The organism is Sphingopyxis sp. H050, from assembly GCF_001468265.1.
GTDB lineage: Bacteria > Pseudomonadota > Alphaproteobacteria > Sphingomonadales > Sphingomonadaceae > Sphingopyxis.
Window position 1 is genome coordinate 634,247 of record NZ_LNRZ01000002.1, and the last position, 13,030, is coordinate 647,276.

Genomic DNA, 13,030 nt, shown 5'->3' on the forward strand with positions numbered 1-13,030 from the left:
ATGACGCTCATCATCACCCCCAGCGGTCAGGCGTGCGGCGCCCGCGTGACCGGAGTCGATCTGACGCAGCCGCTCGACGCCAAAGCCGTCGCCGAAATCCGCGCGGCGTGGCTCGACCACCATGTCCTCGCCTTCCCCGATCAGAAAATGAGCGCCGAAGATCTCGAACGATTTACCAGCTATTTCGGCGGTTTCGGCGACGATCCCTTCATTCGCCCGATCGCCGGCCACGACCATATCATCGCAGTGAAGCGCGGGGCCGACGAGACCGCACCGCTCTTCGCTGAAAACTGGCACAGCGACTGGAGCTTTCAGGCCCGCCCGCCCGCGGGCACCTGCCTGTTCGGCATCACGATCCCGCCGGTCGGCGGCAACACCGAATTTGCGAACCAGCACGCCGCGCTCGACGCGATGCCCGCTGAGCTTCGCGCGCGCATCGAGGGGCTGCAAGCCATCCACAGCGCGCGCAACGGCTATGCGCCCACCGGCATGTATGGCGCGGCCGACAAAGGCCGCAGCATGGACATCCGCTCGGACGACGAAGCGCTCGCCACGCAATTGCACCCGTTCGTCCGCCCGCATCCCGAGACCGGCCGCCTCGGCCTGTTCGGCTGTGCGGGCTATATCATCGGTTTCGACGGGCTCGGCGATGCCGAGGCCCCGCCCCTGCTCTATGACCTCATCCAGTGGCAGGGGCGCGAGGAGTTCCGCTACAGCCATGTCTGGGAGCCCGACATGCTCGTAATGTGGGACAACCGCTCGCTCCTCCACCGCGCCACCGGCGGCTACGACGGCTACGACCGGCTGCTGCACCGCACGACGATTGCGGCGTGGGATGGATAGCGCAGACGGGTGAAGCGGCTGATTTGGGGTGATGAGCAGCCCTAATATCCTCGCCCCTTGAGGGAGAGGATAGCGCAGCTTGCTCCGTGAGGAGCTAGCGAAGCTTCAGGCTACGGCAGCTTCTCCCGCGCCAGCATACTCACCACCCCCCAGGCAATCAGCGCCTGCCCGCCAAAATACAGCGGCCACACCAGCCACAAGGTCACATCCTTGCTCAACGCCCCGCCCTGCCCGGCGAAAATGAACAGGTCGCTGACCAGGAACATCATCGCGCCGATGCCGGTGCGATAGCGCGGAAAGCGGCTGGTCCACGCGGTTGCCGCCATGATCGCGACGCCGCCGGTGTAGGCGACCGCCGCCCCCATCAGCGCCACCTCCGCCCCGCGCGTCAGTCCCCAGGCTATGATCAACGCCAGGGGCACCAGCACCCATGCCAGCAATTTCTGCGACGCGGTCAGGCGGGGTCGTCGGTTGCGCAGATAGAGGATGATCGCAATCAGATGTCCCGTCGCGAATGCTGCCGCGCCCGCCAGCATCCCGACCGCATCGAGCAACCAGTCGCCCAGCGCCCCGAACGCCAGCACCTCCGCGATCAGCTTGCCGTCGGCGCTGCGCGCATTCGCCCCCGCCCAGATCGCGAGCAGCCCGACCCCCGACGCCTTCCACGCCCAGATCGCCGGCCCGTCGAGCCGCATATAGACCGCCGCAAAATAGCTGATCCCCCCGACCAGCGCCGCCGCCCACAGCCACCGCGCGCGATCCCAGCCGCCGCTCACATCCTCTTCCGTCATGCCCGCCCCTTTGCATCTTGCCCCCAACGCGCCTAGTGCGCGGCAGATTGGTCGCAAGTCAACGGATAGGGTAAATGGCGGAATACGACGTGCACATCATCGGCGGCGGCCTCGCCGGATCCGAAGCCGCGTGGCAGCTCGCCGAGGCGGGCTATCGCGTGCGCCTGTCCGAAATGCGCGGGGGCGGCGACACGACCCCGGCGCATCAGGGCGACGCGCTCGCCGAGATGGTGTGCTCGAACAGCTTCCGCAGCGACGACGGCGACAGCAACGCCGTCGGCCTGCTCCACCGCGAGATGCGGTCGCTCGGCTCGATCATCATGCGCGAGGCCGACGCGACCAAGGTGCCCGCAGGCTCCGCGCTCGCGGTCGACCGCGACCTCTTCTCGGGGGGCGTCACCCGCGCGCTCGAAGCCCACCCCAACATCACCATCGTTCGCGAACGCATCGACACGCTGCCGGGCGAGGGCCTGACCATCGTCGCCACCGGCCCGCTCACCGCGGCGAGCCTCGCCGACAGCATCGGCGCCGCGACGGGCAAGGACGCGCTCGCCTTTTTCGACGCCATCGCGCCGATCGTCTACCGCGACAGCATCGACATGGACGTCGCCTGGATGGCGAGCCGCTGGGACAAGGTCGGGCCGATCGGCGACGGCAAGGATTACATCAACTGCCCGATGGACAAGGACCAGTATCACGCCTTCGTTCAAGGCCTCGTCGACGGCGACAAGACCGACTTCAAGGACTGGGAAAAGGACACGCCCTATTTCGAAGGCTGCATGCCGATCGAAGTCATGGCCGAACGGGGCGTCGAAACATTGCGCTTTGGCCCGATGAAGGGCGTCGGCCTCGACAATCCGCGCACCGGGCGCTGGCCCTATGCCGTCGTCCAGCTGCGCCAGGACAATGCGCTCGGCACGCTGTGGAACATGGTCGGCTTCCAGACCAAGCTCAAGCACGCCGCGCAAGTCGAACTGTTCCGTACCATCCCGGGCCTCGAGAAAGCCGAGTTCGCGCGCCTCGGCGGCCTCCACCGCAACAGCTTCATCCGCTCGCCCGAGCTGCTCGACCAGCAGCTGCGCCTCAAATCGGCGCCGCATATCCGCTTTGCCGGCCAGATCACCGGCTGCGAAGGCTATGTCGAAAGCGCCGCGATCGGCCTCGTCGCCGCGCGCTTCGCGATTGCCGAACTCGGCGGCCGCTCGCTCCCGCCGCCCCCGCCCGAAACCGCCTTGGGCGCGCTGCTCGGCCACATCACCGGCGGCGCCGACGCGGCGAGCTATCAACCCATGAACGTCAACTTCGGCCTCTTCCCGCCGCTCGCCGAGGATGTCCGCAAGAAGGACCGCAAACTGGGCTATACCCAGCGCGCGGGTCAGGCGCTGGCTGAGTGGATGAAACGGGCGGACGTCGTCGCGGCCTAAGCGTCGATCAACAGCTACACTTCGCCTTCGCCGCCCGCTTCGGCGCCGTCGTCGCGAACTCCGCGCGCGTCAGATCGCCCGACCTGTCGGCATCGGCCCCGGCAAAGCGCTCGCCCGTCGCCGCCGCCCATTCCTCGAAGGTCAGCAGATTGTTGCGATCCTTGTCGAGCTTGCGGAACGCCGCGGTGCGCGAGGACATCAGCTCGACGCGGCTGATCTTGTTGTTGCGGTCGCGGTCGAAGCGGTTGAAGCGCCGCTCCTCGCGCGACGCCTCCTTGGCGGCGGGCAGATCGGGCGGCGCCGGGCCGCGCTTCGGCGCATTGGCGCCCACCACCGGAATCGCGGCGAGCGCCGGCGGCGCCTCGGGCAGCACCTCTTCCTCGGCGTCCTGACTATAGGCTTTCCACAGGAACACGCCGCCGGTCGGCATCAGCGCGCTCGCCACGCCGCCGATCAGGAATCGCGAAACCGCCATAAATCCTCCCGCCTGTTCGCCAGCAGAGCTAGCACGCGCCGCGCTGCGCGGCCAACAGACGCCGCCAAAATGGTCGCGAATTTAAATCGAGAAGATTGTTCAAAACTGGATATTCCAACGCTACATTCGATCAATGCAAAATTACCTGCCCTCGCTGAAACAGATGCAATATCTCGTGGCACTCCACGAGCACGGCCATTTCGGCCGGGCCGCCGACGCCTGCAATGTCACCCAGTCGACGCTGTCCGCGGGCATCCGCGAGCTTGAGACTTTGCTCGGCCAGACGCTCGTCGAGCGCACCCGCCGCGTCGTCCGCTTCACCGGCCTTGGCAATGCGATCGTCGAAAAGGCGCACCGCGTCCTCCGCGAAGCCGAGGAACTCGCCGACATGGCCGCCGCCGCCGCGGCCCCGCTCGTCGGCGAACTGCGCATGAGCGTCATCCCCACCATCGCGCCTTTCCTCCTCCCCGGCCTGCTCCCGCGCCTCCGCAAGGAACGCCCGTCGCTCAAGCTGTTCCTACGCGAGGAACCGAGCGCGCAGGCGTGCGAGTCGCTGCACCACGGCACCGTCGACTGCGTCCTCCTCGCGCTCCCCTATGCGTGCGGCGACGTCGAGAGCGAGAAACTGTTCGACGACGCGCTCTTCGTCGCCTTCCCCGGCGACCAGTCGGAGGACCTGCCCGCGATGGTCAGCGCCGACCAGCTCGACCCCGCGCAAATGCTGATGCTCGAGGACGGCCATTGCCTGAAGGATCACGCCCTCGCCGCGTGTAATCGCCCCGAACTGCGCGCCGGCGCGCGCATGATGGGCACGTCGCTGCACACGCTGGTCCAGATGGTCGACAACGGCCTCGGCATCACCATGCTGCCGCAGATGGCGATCGAGGCGGGCATCCTCGACCACACCGACATCGACACCCGCCCGCTCGATTCGGACCACGACTGGCGCACGATCGCGCTCGTCTGGCGCAAGGGCAGCCCGCGCGCCGACGAATTCAAACTGCTCGCGGACATCTTCCGCAAGCACAAGGCGAATTAGCCCTCATTCGCTCACCCCGGATGGCGTCCGGGACGACGAAGGTAGGAAGCGATCGAAATAAGCCGTCGCCCCCGCGCAGGCGGGGGCCGCAGTCGGTCTACTCTGGCGGCGCAGGAATAGGCCGCCAGCGGCCCCCGCCTGCGCGGGGGCGACGGTTGGGTGGAACGTCCGCTCCCCACCCAAAACCGACACCCCAGGTCGACGGCCTAATCCCACCGCTCCGCGCGGCCCTGGTCGCCATCCCGCGGTTCGACCCACGCGACCCGCCCGTCGGCGAATGTCTCGCGCTTCCAGAACATCACGTCGGTCTTCAACCGGTCGATCAGAAACTCGGTCGCGGCCAACGCCTCGGCCCGATGCGCGCTGCTCGCCAGCACCAGCACGATCGTCTCGCCGGGCGCCATCCCGCCGACGCGGTGGATCAGCGTCAGCGCCGCCAGCGCCCAGCGATCGGCAGCGGCATGCGCCAATTCGGCCAGCCCCGCTTCGGTCAGCACCCGATGATGTTCGAGGAACAGTTCGATCAGATCATCGTCGCCGCGCACGCGCCCGATGAAACTCGCGCTCGCGCCATGTCCGCCCGCGTCGTGAATATCGAGTTCGGCCGCGACGTCGATCGCCCCCGTCTGGACCGCAACGCGGATCATCCCCCGGTCACCGGCGGGAACAGCGCAACCTCGTCCCCGATGACCGCGTCAGGCCCGGCCATCGCCCCGCCGACCGCCGCGCGAATGCGCCCCGGCTCGGCGAAGGCCAAAGCCCCCCGCTCGTCGCGCCGGGCGAGCCATTCGACCAGATCGGCCACCGTCGCGACATCCGCCGGCGGGTCGATCACCTCGTCGGCGATCCCCATCCGCTCGCGCACCCAGGCGAAATAGCTGACCGTCAGCGCCATCGGCTCAATCCATATGCTTCAGGCCGACGCGCAGATAATCCCAGCCGGTGATCAGCGTCAGCACCGCCGCGCCCCATAGCGAGATCAGCCCGACGGTCTTGATCCAGACCATCGCGGGCAGCGCGCCCGCCAGGATCAGCGCGCCGAACGACACGAGTTGAAAGGTCGTCTTCCACTTGGCGAGCTGCGTCACCGGCATCGACACCTGCAAGGTCGCCAGGAATTCGCGCAGCCCCGACACGATGATCTCGCGCAGCAGGATCATCAGCGCCGCGATCACGTGATAACCATCGATGTCGCGCGTGAAGACCAGCAACAGGATCACCGCCGCGATCATGATCTTGTCGGCGATGGGGTCCAGGAAAGCGCCCAGCCGCGACACGATCCCGCGCGAGCGTGCAACATAGCCGTCAAAATAGTCGGTAATGCCCATCAGGCAGTAGAGGCCGAAGGCCAGCGCATAGTCGATCGGCTTCGGCTGCAAAGACCCTTCGGCGACGCCGGGCCACAGCAGGAAGAGCAGGATGGGAACCGCAAAAATACGCGACAGCGTCAGGATGTTGGGAAGGCTCAGCATGATCCCTGTCGGCGTGTCCGTTCCAAAATGGGCTTTGACCGCGCATCCCCTAACCGATAAGCCCCCGCTGCGACAACAAGATTGCCGAAGACGGCGACGGATGCCGCAATGTCGGGCTGTAAAAATGGAAATTCAATGACCGGTTCCTTTGCGCTGTTGAACCGACGCAAGTTCCTTCCGCTGTTCGTTACCCAGCTGCTCGGCGCCTTCAACGACAATCTGTTCAAAAATGCGATGGTGCTGTTCGTCGTTTACGGCGTGTTCAACGACGAGGCGTCGGAAACCCTGTTCAGCGCCGTTGCGACCGCGCTCTTCATCATCCCCTTCTTCCTGCTGTCGGCGCTGGCGGGCCAGCTTGCCGACACGCGCGACAAGGCGCGGATCATCCGCATCGTCAAATTCTGCGAGATACTGATCATGGTTGTGGGCGGGGCAGGCCTCGTCCTCGCCTGGCTGGGCTTTGCCGTCCATTTGCTCGCGATTCCCCTGATGATGCTCGCGCTCTTTGCGATGGGCATCCATTCGACCTTCTTCGGCCCGATCAAATATGCGATCCTGCCGCAGCATCTGGAAAGCGACGAGGTGCTCGCGGGCACCGGGCTCGTCGAGGCCGGGACCTATATCGCAATTCTTGCCGGCACGATCCTCGCCGGCGTGATCGAGGTCGAATGGGCGGCGCTGGGCGTCGTGCTGGTCGCCGTGCTTGGCTATTGGACCGGGCGCAAGGTTCCGCCGGCCCCGCCCGAGCATGAAGAAACCGGCATCGACTGGCACATCATCCGCTCGTCGATCGCGCTGGTCCGCGGCACGATGCACATCCCGCGCCTCTATCTCGCGATCCTGTCGATCAGCTTCTTCTGGACGATCGGCGCGGTGCTGTTCATCCAGTTCCCGCCCCTGGTGAAGAATATTCTCCACGCCGACAAGAGCGTCGCCAGCCTGTTTCTTGCGATCTTCTCGATCGGCATCGCCATCGGCTCGGTAGCGGTCAACCGGCTCCTCAAAGGACAGGTTTCGGCGCGCTACAGCCCGGCCAGCGTCATCGTGATGGGCCTGTTCGTCGTGGCCTTCTACTGGGTATGCCGCAACTGGGAGCATGACCCCTCGGGCGTGATGTACGGGATCGATGGATTTCTCGCGCACGCCGACGTCATCCCGCTGCTCGCCAGCCTGCTCGGCATCGCGATCAGCGGCGGCATGTTCGTCGTGCCGCTCTATGCCTTTCTGACGACAACGGTGCCGAAGGATCAGACCGCGCGCACCGTCGCAGCCAACAACATCGTCAACTCGGGCGCGATGGTGGCGGGCTCGCTGCTCGCCATGGGTCTGGGATTCGCGGGCGTCGGCGTGGTCGACCAATTGCTGATGAGCGCCGCGATGTGCGTGATTTCAGCCTGGCTGGCGGTAAAGCTGCACAGGGCTTGCGACTAGGCGCACCTTGGGGGTGGGAAACTGCCCCTCAATTCTCGTCATGCTGAACTTGTTTCAGCATCCATGGCCTGCGCTCGAATTTAACGCCGCGCCAAAGGAAGCGGCAGACCATGGATCCTGAAACAAGTTCAGGATGACGAGGCTATGGATGTCGTGGTTCGCCCGCTACCCCGCCGCTCAGATCAGGAACATCATCGTCGCGACAAAGAAAATCGCAAAGCTCTCGGCGAACAGCCGCATATCGCTCCCGCGTGCCAGCAAGGGCTTGGCAACCCGCTCGGCCTGCAGCATCGCGCGCAGCTCGGCCCGCCAGTCGTCGGGCGCGTTCATGCGCGCGATGGTCAGTTGCCGTGCGGCATGCGCGCGCAGCCGGTGGCGGATGTCGATCTGGTCTTCTGCGTCCATGTCCCGACGCTACGCCGCGCTTACCGAGTCGATAAGGTTAAAAAAGAGTTAACGCCGCGGCGTACCGCGATGGGACGTCGTCTCGCCGCTTCCTTAACCGCCGGGCATCGGCCGGACGCGCACCGGCTTCTGATCGGGCAGCCCGCGCTGGAAGGATTTGCACGCCTGCGGACGCATCCGCGGCCCCAGGCAAAAGCGCACTTCGGTGAGCCAGCCGTCGCGCGCGGACACGGCAATCATCGACTCCCTGATCCCCGGATTGATCGCGGCGAACGCCCGGCGAACGCGCCCCGCGGTTTGCGGTTTCGCCGCCAGAATCTTCATGTCCGGAAAGCGCACCGCGCGAAACAGCATCGCGGCGGCGGTGAAATAGGCGGCGGGGTGCGGGCTCATGCACGTCCCATGCTTCGCCCATTCATGCTGCAACAGCTGCGCCGACGGCGTCATGCACATATGCGTCTTCAGCACCGGCTGCGGCACGATCTTCGCAGGGCGGCACCATTGCGGATAGTCGGGACCGTCGGTTTCGGGCCACAGGCCGTGCAGCACCCAGCCGAAGCGCCCGCTCTCGCCCGAACATTGAAAGCGGTCGCGCGCATCGCGCGGATTGCGCGCGCCCGCGCAATGCTGCGGCGACCAGCTCATGCTCAGCTTGTATCCGGTGATCGGCGGCGTCCGTACCGGCGCGTCGCGCGCCGGTCGTTCCAGCCGCGGCACGGCGACGCGGTCGGGCGCGACGCACGCCAGCGACTGCGCCTGCGCCGCGACAGGCATCAGCGCCAGCGCGGCGGCGCTAAGCCAGCGCAAAATCGAGCCCGATGTCCGCCGCTGGCGCCGACTGGGTCAGCCGCCCGACCGACACATAGGTCACGCCGGTGGCGCCGATGTCGCGGATCGTGTCGAGCCGAACGCCGCCCGACGCCTCGGTCGGCACCTTCCCCCCGACCAGCGCGACGCACTGGCGCAGCTCGTCGTGGCTCATATTGTCCAGCAGCAGATGCGTCGCCCCGGCGTTCAGCGCCGGTTCGACCTGCGCCACCCGGTCGACCTCGACGATGATCCGTTCGATCCCGGCGTCGACCGCGCGGCGCACCGCTTCCTCGACCGATCCGGCGACCGCGACATGATTGTCCTTGATCATCGCCGCGTCCCACAATCCCATGCGATGGTTCGTCGCGCCGCCCGTCCGCGTCGCATATTTCTCCAGCACGCGCAGGCCCGGGATCGTCTTGCGCGTATCGAGCAGGGTCGCGCCCGTTCCCGCCAGCGCGTCGACATATTGGCGCGTCATCGTCGCGATACCCGACAGATGCTGCACCGTGTTCAGCGCCGATCGCTCGGCGGTCAGCATGGCGCGGGCGTTGCCGTGCAGGCGCATCAGGTCGCTGCCCGCGTCCACTTTCGCGCCTTCCTTGGCCAGGATCTCGATCTCCATGGCAGGATCGAGCGCGCGAAAGAACGCTTCGGCGATCGGCAGCCCGGCGACGATGATCGCGTCGCGGCTGTCCATCACGCCCGAAAAGCGTGCGCCTGCGGGGATCGTCGCCATCGATGTGATGTCGCCCCCGGACCCCAGATCTTCGGCCAGGGTGCTGCGGACAAAGGCGTTAAGGTCGAAACCGGGCAGGGAAAAATCGCTCATATCCGAAGCGATAGAGCCGCTCCCATGCAAATCAACTTGACGTTTACGTAAACCAACGCTGACATGCACGCTACGCGGCAACATAGCCAACATCGGAGAGGTCCCATGCAATCCCCCATCTGCACGATGCTCGGCATCGAATTCCCGCTGCTCGCCTTTTCGCATTGTCGCGACGTCGTCGTCGCAGTGTCGAAGGCCGGCGGCATGGGCGTCTTCGGCGCGGCCTCGCTGCCACCCGAAAGGCTCGAGGAGGAACTCGCGTGGATCGATGCGCATATCGGCGGGCGCCCCTATGGCGTCGACCTGATCGTCCCCAACAGCTTCGCGGGCAAGGGCGAGGCCCGCAGCGCCCTTCCGCCGATCCCTGCCGAGCATAAGGCCTTCGTCGCCGACTTGCTCGTCAAGCACGGCGTCGACGACGGCAATCTGGCGCTGCCCAGCGTTGGCGGCGGCTTGGGTGAGAATATGACCGACGACGGCGCGGCCAAGCTGCTCGAAGTGGCCTTTCGGCATCCGATCAAGCTCATCGCCAACGCGCTCGGCGTCCCGCCGCCGTTGATGCTCGAACTCGGCAAGCGCTTCGACGTGCCGGTCGCGGCGCTCGTCGGCACCCGCGACCATGCGCTGGCGCAGGTCCGGGCCGGGGTCGATATCCTCGTCGTCGCGGGCGGCGAAGCCGGCGGCCATTGCGGCGAGATCGCGACGATGGTCCTCGTGCCCGAAGTCGCGGCAGCGGTCGAGGCGGTCGGCGCGACCACGCCGATCCTCGCCGCCGGCGGCATCGTCACCGGGCGCCAGATGGCGGCCGCGATGGCGATGGGCGCGCATGGCGCCTGGACCGGGTCGGTCTGGCTGACCACGGCCGAAGCCGAAACCAATCCGATCGTGAAGGAAAAGATGCTCACCGCGACCTCGCGGGACACGGTGCGATCGAAGAGCCGCACCGGCAAACCCTCGCGCCAGCTCCGCTCACCCTGGACCGACGCCTGGGAGGCCGAGGGCGCGCCGAAGCCGTTGCCGATGCCGCTCCAATCGCTGGTCAGCGAACCGGCGCTGCGCAAGGTCGATAAATTGTCCGAAGGCGGCCACGAAGGCGCCAAGGCGCTTGCGACCTACTGGGTCGGCCAGGGCGTCGGCCTGATGAACGAGGCGATGGGCACCGGTCAGGTCGTCCAGGAGTTCAAAACCGACTGGATCGCCGCCTGCGAACGCCTGAACGGCTTTATCGGGCATTAAAAAAATCCCCGCCGAAGCGGGGATTTTCCTTTATTCGCTAACCGTCGCCTTGACGATCTTGCCCGGTTCGCGCGGGGGCTCTCCCTTAGGCAGCGCGTCGACATTCTCCATGCCTTCGATCACTTCACCCCAAACGGTGTACTGCTTGTCGAGGAAGCGCGCGTCGTCGAAGCAGATGAAGAACTGGCTGTTAGCGCTGTTCGGGTTCTGCGCGCGCGCCATCGAGCAGACGCCGCGGACGTGCGGCTCGGCGTTGAATTCCTGCGGCAGGTCGGGAAGCTTGCTGCCGCTCATGCCCGTACCGGTCGGATCGCCGCCCTGCGCCATGAATCCCGGAATCACGCGGTGGAAGACGACGCCGTCGTAAAAACCTTCCTTGGCGAGCGTGGTGATCCGCTCGACGTGCAACGGTGCAAGGTCGGGACGAAGGCGGATGACGACATCGCCGGTCGACAGCGAAAGGGTGAGCGTCTGGTCGGACATGATAGACTCCTTATTGCGGTTTATTACGGTTTGGCGGTGCCATAACGGGGTGTGGCGGCAAAGCCACCATAAATTGCCGAAAGGGCCGCCGCGCCGTTGCCATCCTGCGCCCGCCAGACTAGGGGGAAGCACGGACACCGCAACAGTCAGGGAGGACCGCGATGGACAAACGCGACGAGCCCCTGCCGCACGACGATGCCGTCCTTACGGACGAGCGCGACGTAGATCGCGACCAGCCCAATCGCGAGGCGGAAACCGAGCTGGACGAGGATGATCGCCTCCGGCCGCAATTCGTTCGCGAGGTGATCGACCTCGCCGAAGCCGGCGAAGGCGAAGCGGCCCGCGAGCGTATCGGCCGCCTGCACCCCGCCGACATCGCCGATCTTTTCGAACTCGCGAGCTCGGACGAGCGGCCGATGCTTGCCGCCGTCCTCGGCGACATGCTGTCCGCCGACGTCCTTGCCGAAATGAACGATTATGTGCGTGAGGAACTGATCGACCTCCTCGCGCCCGAACAGGTCGCCGAACTCGCCGCCGAACTCGATACCGACGACGCCGTCGCGATCATCGAGGATATGGAGGAAGACGAGCAGCAGGCGGTGCTCGAGGCGATGGAGCCTGCGGATCGCGCAGCGATCGAGGACGCCCTGTCCTTTCCTGAGGAATCCGCCGGCCGCCTGATGCAACGCGAATATGTCGCGGTGCCCGAGCATGTGACCGTCGGCGACGTCATCGACCGATTGCGCGAAGATGTCGATCTGGCCACCGATTTCTGGGAAATCTTCGTCGTCGATCCGCTGCATCGCCCGGTCGGGACATGCCAGCTGAGCTGGATTTTGCGTACTCCGCGCGACATTGCGATTGCCGATGTGATGAAGCGCGAGCAGACGCTGATACCTGTCGATATGGACCAGGAAGAGGTCGCGCTGCGCTTCCAGAAATACGCCCTGATTTCGGCGGCGGTGGTCGACAAAGCGGGCCGCCTCGTCGGCATGATCACCGTCGACGATGTCGTGCACATCATTCAGGAAGAGGCCGGCGAAGATATCCTGCGCCTGTCGGGCGCCGGCGACGGCGACATCAACGAGCCGATCCGCGAGACATACAAGGCGCGCGTGCGCTGGCTCATTGCGAACCTTGCCACCGCGATGGTTGCGTCCACGGTCATTGCGCTGTTCGGCGGTGCGATCGAACAGATGATCGCACTGGCGGTGCTGATGCCGATCGTCGCCGCGGTGGGCGGCAATGCCGCGATGCAGACGCTCGCCGTTACGGTGCGCGCGCTCGCGATGAACCAGCTGACCGATTCCAACAGCTGGCGCGCGGTCTTTCGTGAAATGAAAATTGCGCTGCTGAATGGCGGCACCATCGCGATCATCGCAGGTGTCGTCGCCGGGCTGTGGTTCGCCAATCCGGCGCTCGGCGGGGTTATTGCGGCGGCGATGATCCTCAACATCTTCGTCGCCGGGGTGACCGGGGTGGTCATACCTCTGTTGCTGGATCGGCTCGATCAGGATCCGGCTGTTTCAAGCTCCATTTTTGTATCGATGGTCACCGATTCCATGGGCTTTTTGGCGTTTCTCGGCCTCGCCGTGGCCAGCGGCATGGTCTCGATGGGCTGACAAGCCCTTCGAATCCCGAGCAATTCAAAATAACTGCAAAAAATTTTTACACCGGGCCATTTTTTTTGGAACAAATTGCCCGCGCGGTCGTTTCCTTTTCGAGCAGCGGTCATCGCCCCCCCGCAGCGCTGCTCAGCAACATTGGCCCGGCCCGCATTCCCTCCGCC

Annotated in this window: 15 protein-coding genes; 6 read left to right on the forward strand and 9 right to left on the reverse strand. The window is 65.8% G+C overall.

The genetic code is table 11. The features are described from left to right. The gene (locus ATE67_RS06100) at positions 1-843 is read left to right on the forward strand and encodes a TauD/TfdA dioxygenase family protein (protein WP_058815879.1); all 843 of its coding nucleotides are present in this window, start codon (positions 1-3) and stop codon (positions 841-843) included. Positions 844-953: 110 nt separating this feature from the next. On the opposite strand, the gene ATE67_RS06105 is transcribed toward ATE67_RS06100, so the two are convergent. Continuing rightward, complete coding sequence (locus ATE67_RS06105; RefSeq protein ID WP_058815781.1) at positions 954-1,634, reverse strand: lysoplasmalogenase; 681 nt, start codon at positions 1,632-1,634, stop codon at positions 954-956. A gap of 74 nt (positions 1,635-1,708) precedes the next feature. Here ATE67_RS06105 and trmFO point away from each other — a divergent pair, with 74 nt between their 5' ends. Beyond that, positions 1,709-3,058 carry a methylenetetrahydrofolate--tRNA-(uracil(54)-C(5))-methyltransferase (FADH(2)-oxidizing) TrmFO gene (gene trmFO, locus ATE67_RS06110; RefSeq protein ID WP_058815783.1) on the forward strand — a complete coding sequence of 450 codons (1,350 nt, stop codon included), beginning with the start codon at positions 1,709-1,711 and terminating at the stop codon, positions 3,056-3,058. A 7-nt stretch (positions 3,059-3,065) separates the two neighbouring features. Here the strand turns inward: trmFO and ATE67_RS06115 are convergent, their stop codons facing one another. After that, entirely contained in the window at positions 3,066-3,533 is a 468-nt protein-coding gene (locus ATE67_RS06115; protein WP_058815786.1) for a hypothetical protein, read from the reverse strand. Between the two features lie 133 nt (positions 3,534-3,666). On the opposite strand from ATE67_RS06115, the gene ATE67_RS06120 reads away from it, so the two are divergent. Next, a complete protein-coding gene (locus tag ATE67_RS06120; protein ID WP_058815788.1) occupies positions 3,667-4,572 on the forward strand; it encodes a hydrogen peroxide-inducible genes activator in 906 nt (301 codons plus the stop codon). A 206-nt stretch (positions 4,573-4,778) separates the two neighbouring features. On the opposite strand, the gene ATE67_RS06125 is transcribed toward ATE67_RS06120, so the two are convergent. Genes ATE67_RS06125 through pgsA form a run of 3 tightly spaced genes read right to left on the reverse strand, consistent with a single transcriptional unit; the run spans position 4,779 to position 6,044 of the window. Continuing rightward, on the reverse strand, positions 4,779-5,219 hold the full coding sequence (locus ATE67_RS06125; protein WP_058815790.1) for a molybdenum cofactor biosynthesis protein MoaE: 441 nt from the start codon (positions 5,217-5,219) through the stop codon (positions 4,779-4,781). Next, positions 5,216-5,467: a MoaD/ThiS family protein gene (locus ATE67_RS06130; RefSeq protein WP_058815791.1), complete on the reverse strand. Its 252-nt coding sequence runs from the start codon at positions 5,465-5,467 to the stop codon at positions 5,216-5,218. The genes ATE67_RS06125 and ATE67_RS06130 overlap by 4 nt, the downstream gene beginning before the upstream one ends. A 4-nt stretch (positions 5,468-5,471) precedes the next feature. Then, positions 5,472-6,044, reverse strand: coding sequence for a CDP-diacylglycerol--glycerol-3-phosphate 3-phosphatidyltransferase (gene pgsA, locus ATE67_RS06135; protein WP_058815792.1), 573 nt, complete (start codon positions 6,042-6,044; stop codon positions 5,472-5,474). A gap of 135 nt (positions 6,045-6,179) precedes the next feature. On the opposite strand from pgsA, the gene ATE67_RS06140 reads away from it, so the two are divergent. Further along, positions 6,180-7,475, forward strand: a complete 1,296-nt coding sequence (locus tag ATE67_RS06140) for an MFS transporter (RefSeq protein ID WP_058815793.1) — start codon at positions 6,180-6,182, stop codon at positions 7,473-7,475. A 177-nt stretch (positions 7,476-7,652) separates the two neighbouring features. On the opposite strand, the gene ATE67_RS06145 is transcribed toward ATE67_RS06140, so the two are convergent. From ATE67_RS06145 to nadC, 3 genes are all read right to left on the reverse strand, one after another. Further along, complete coding sequence (locus ATE67_RS06145) at positions 7,653-7,880, reverse strand: hypothetical protein (protein WP_058815795.1); 228 nt, start codon at positions 7,878-7,880, stop codon at positions 7,653-7,655. A gap of 93 nt (positions 7,881-7,973) precedes the next feature. Then, a complete protein-coding gene (locus ATE67_RS06150) occupies positions 7,974-8,687 on the reverse strand; it encodes a ribonuclease T2 family protein (protein ID WP_058815797.1) in 714 nt (237 codons plus the stop codon). Beyond that, the gene (nadC, locus tag ATE67_RS06155) at positions 8,674-9,522 is read right to left on the reverse strand and encodes a carboxylating nicotinate-nucleotide diphosphorylase (protein ID WP_058815799.1); all 849 of its coding nucleotides are present in this window, start codon (positions 9,520-9,522) and stop codon (positions 8,674-8,676) included. The genes ATE67_RS06150 and nadC overlap by 14 nt, the downstream gene beginning before the upstream one ends. A 105-nt stretch (positions 9,523-9,627) precedes the next feature. Between nadC and ATE67_RS06160 the strand changes: the two genes are divergently transcribed. After that, positions 9,628-10,758, forward strand: a complete 1,131-nt coding sequence (locus ATE67_RS06160; RefSeq protein WP_058815801.1) for an NAD(P)H-dependent flavin oxidoreductase — start codon at positions 9,628-9,630, stop codon at positions 10,756-10,758. Between the two features lie 30 nt (positions 10,759-10,788). Here ATE67_RS06160 and ATE67_RS06165 read toward each other — a convergent pair whose 3' ends face one another. Continuing rightward, entirely contained in the window at positions 10,789-11,241 is a 453-nt protein-coding gene (locus tag ATE67_RS06165; RefSeq protein WP_058815803.1) for a peptidylprolyl isomerase, read from the reverse strand. A 161-nt stretch (positions 11,242-11,402) separates the two neighbouring features. Between ATE67_RS06165 and mgtE the strand changes: the two genes are divergently transcribed. Further along, complete coding sequence (mgtE, locus tag ATE67_RS06170) at positions 11,403-12,863, forward strand: magnesium transporter (protein ID WP_058815805.1); 1,461 nt, start codon at positions 11,403-11,405, stop codon at positions 12,861-12,863. Positions 12,864-13,030: the final 167 nt, after the last annotated feature.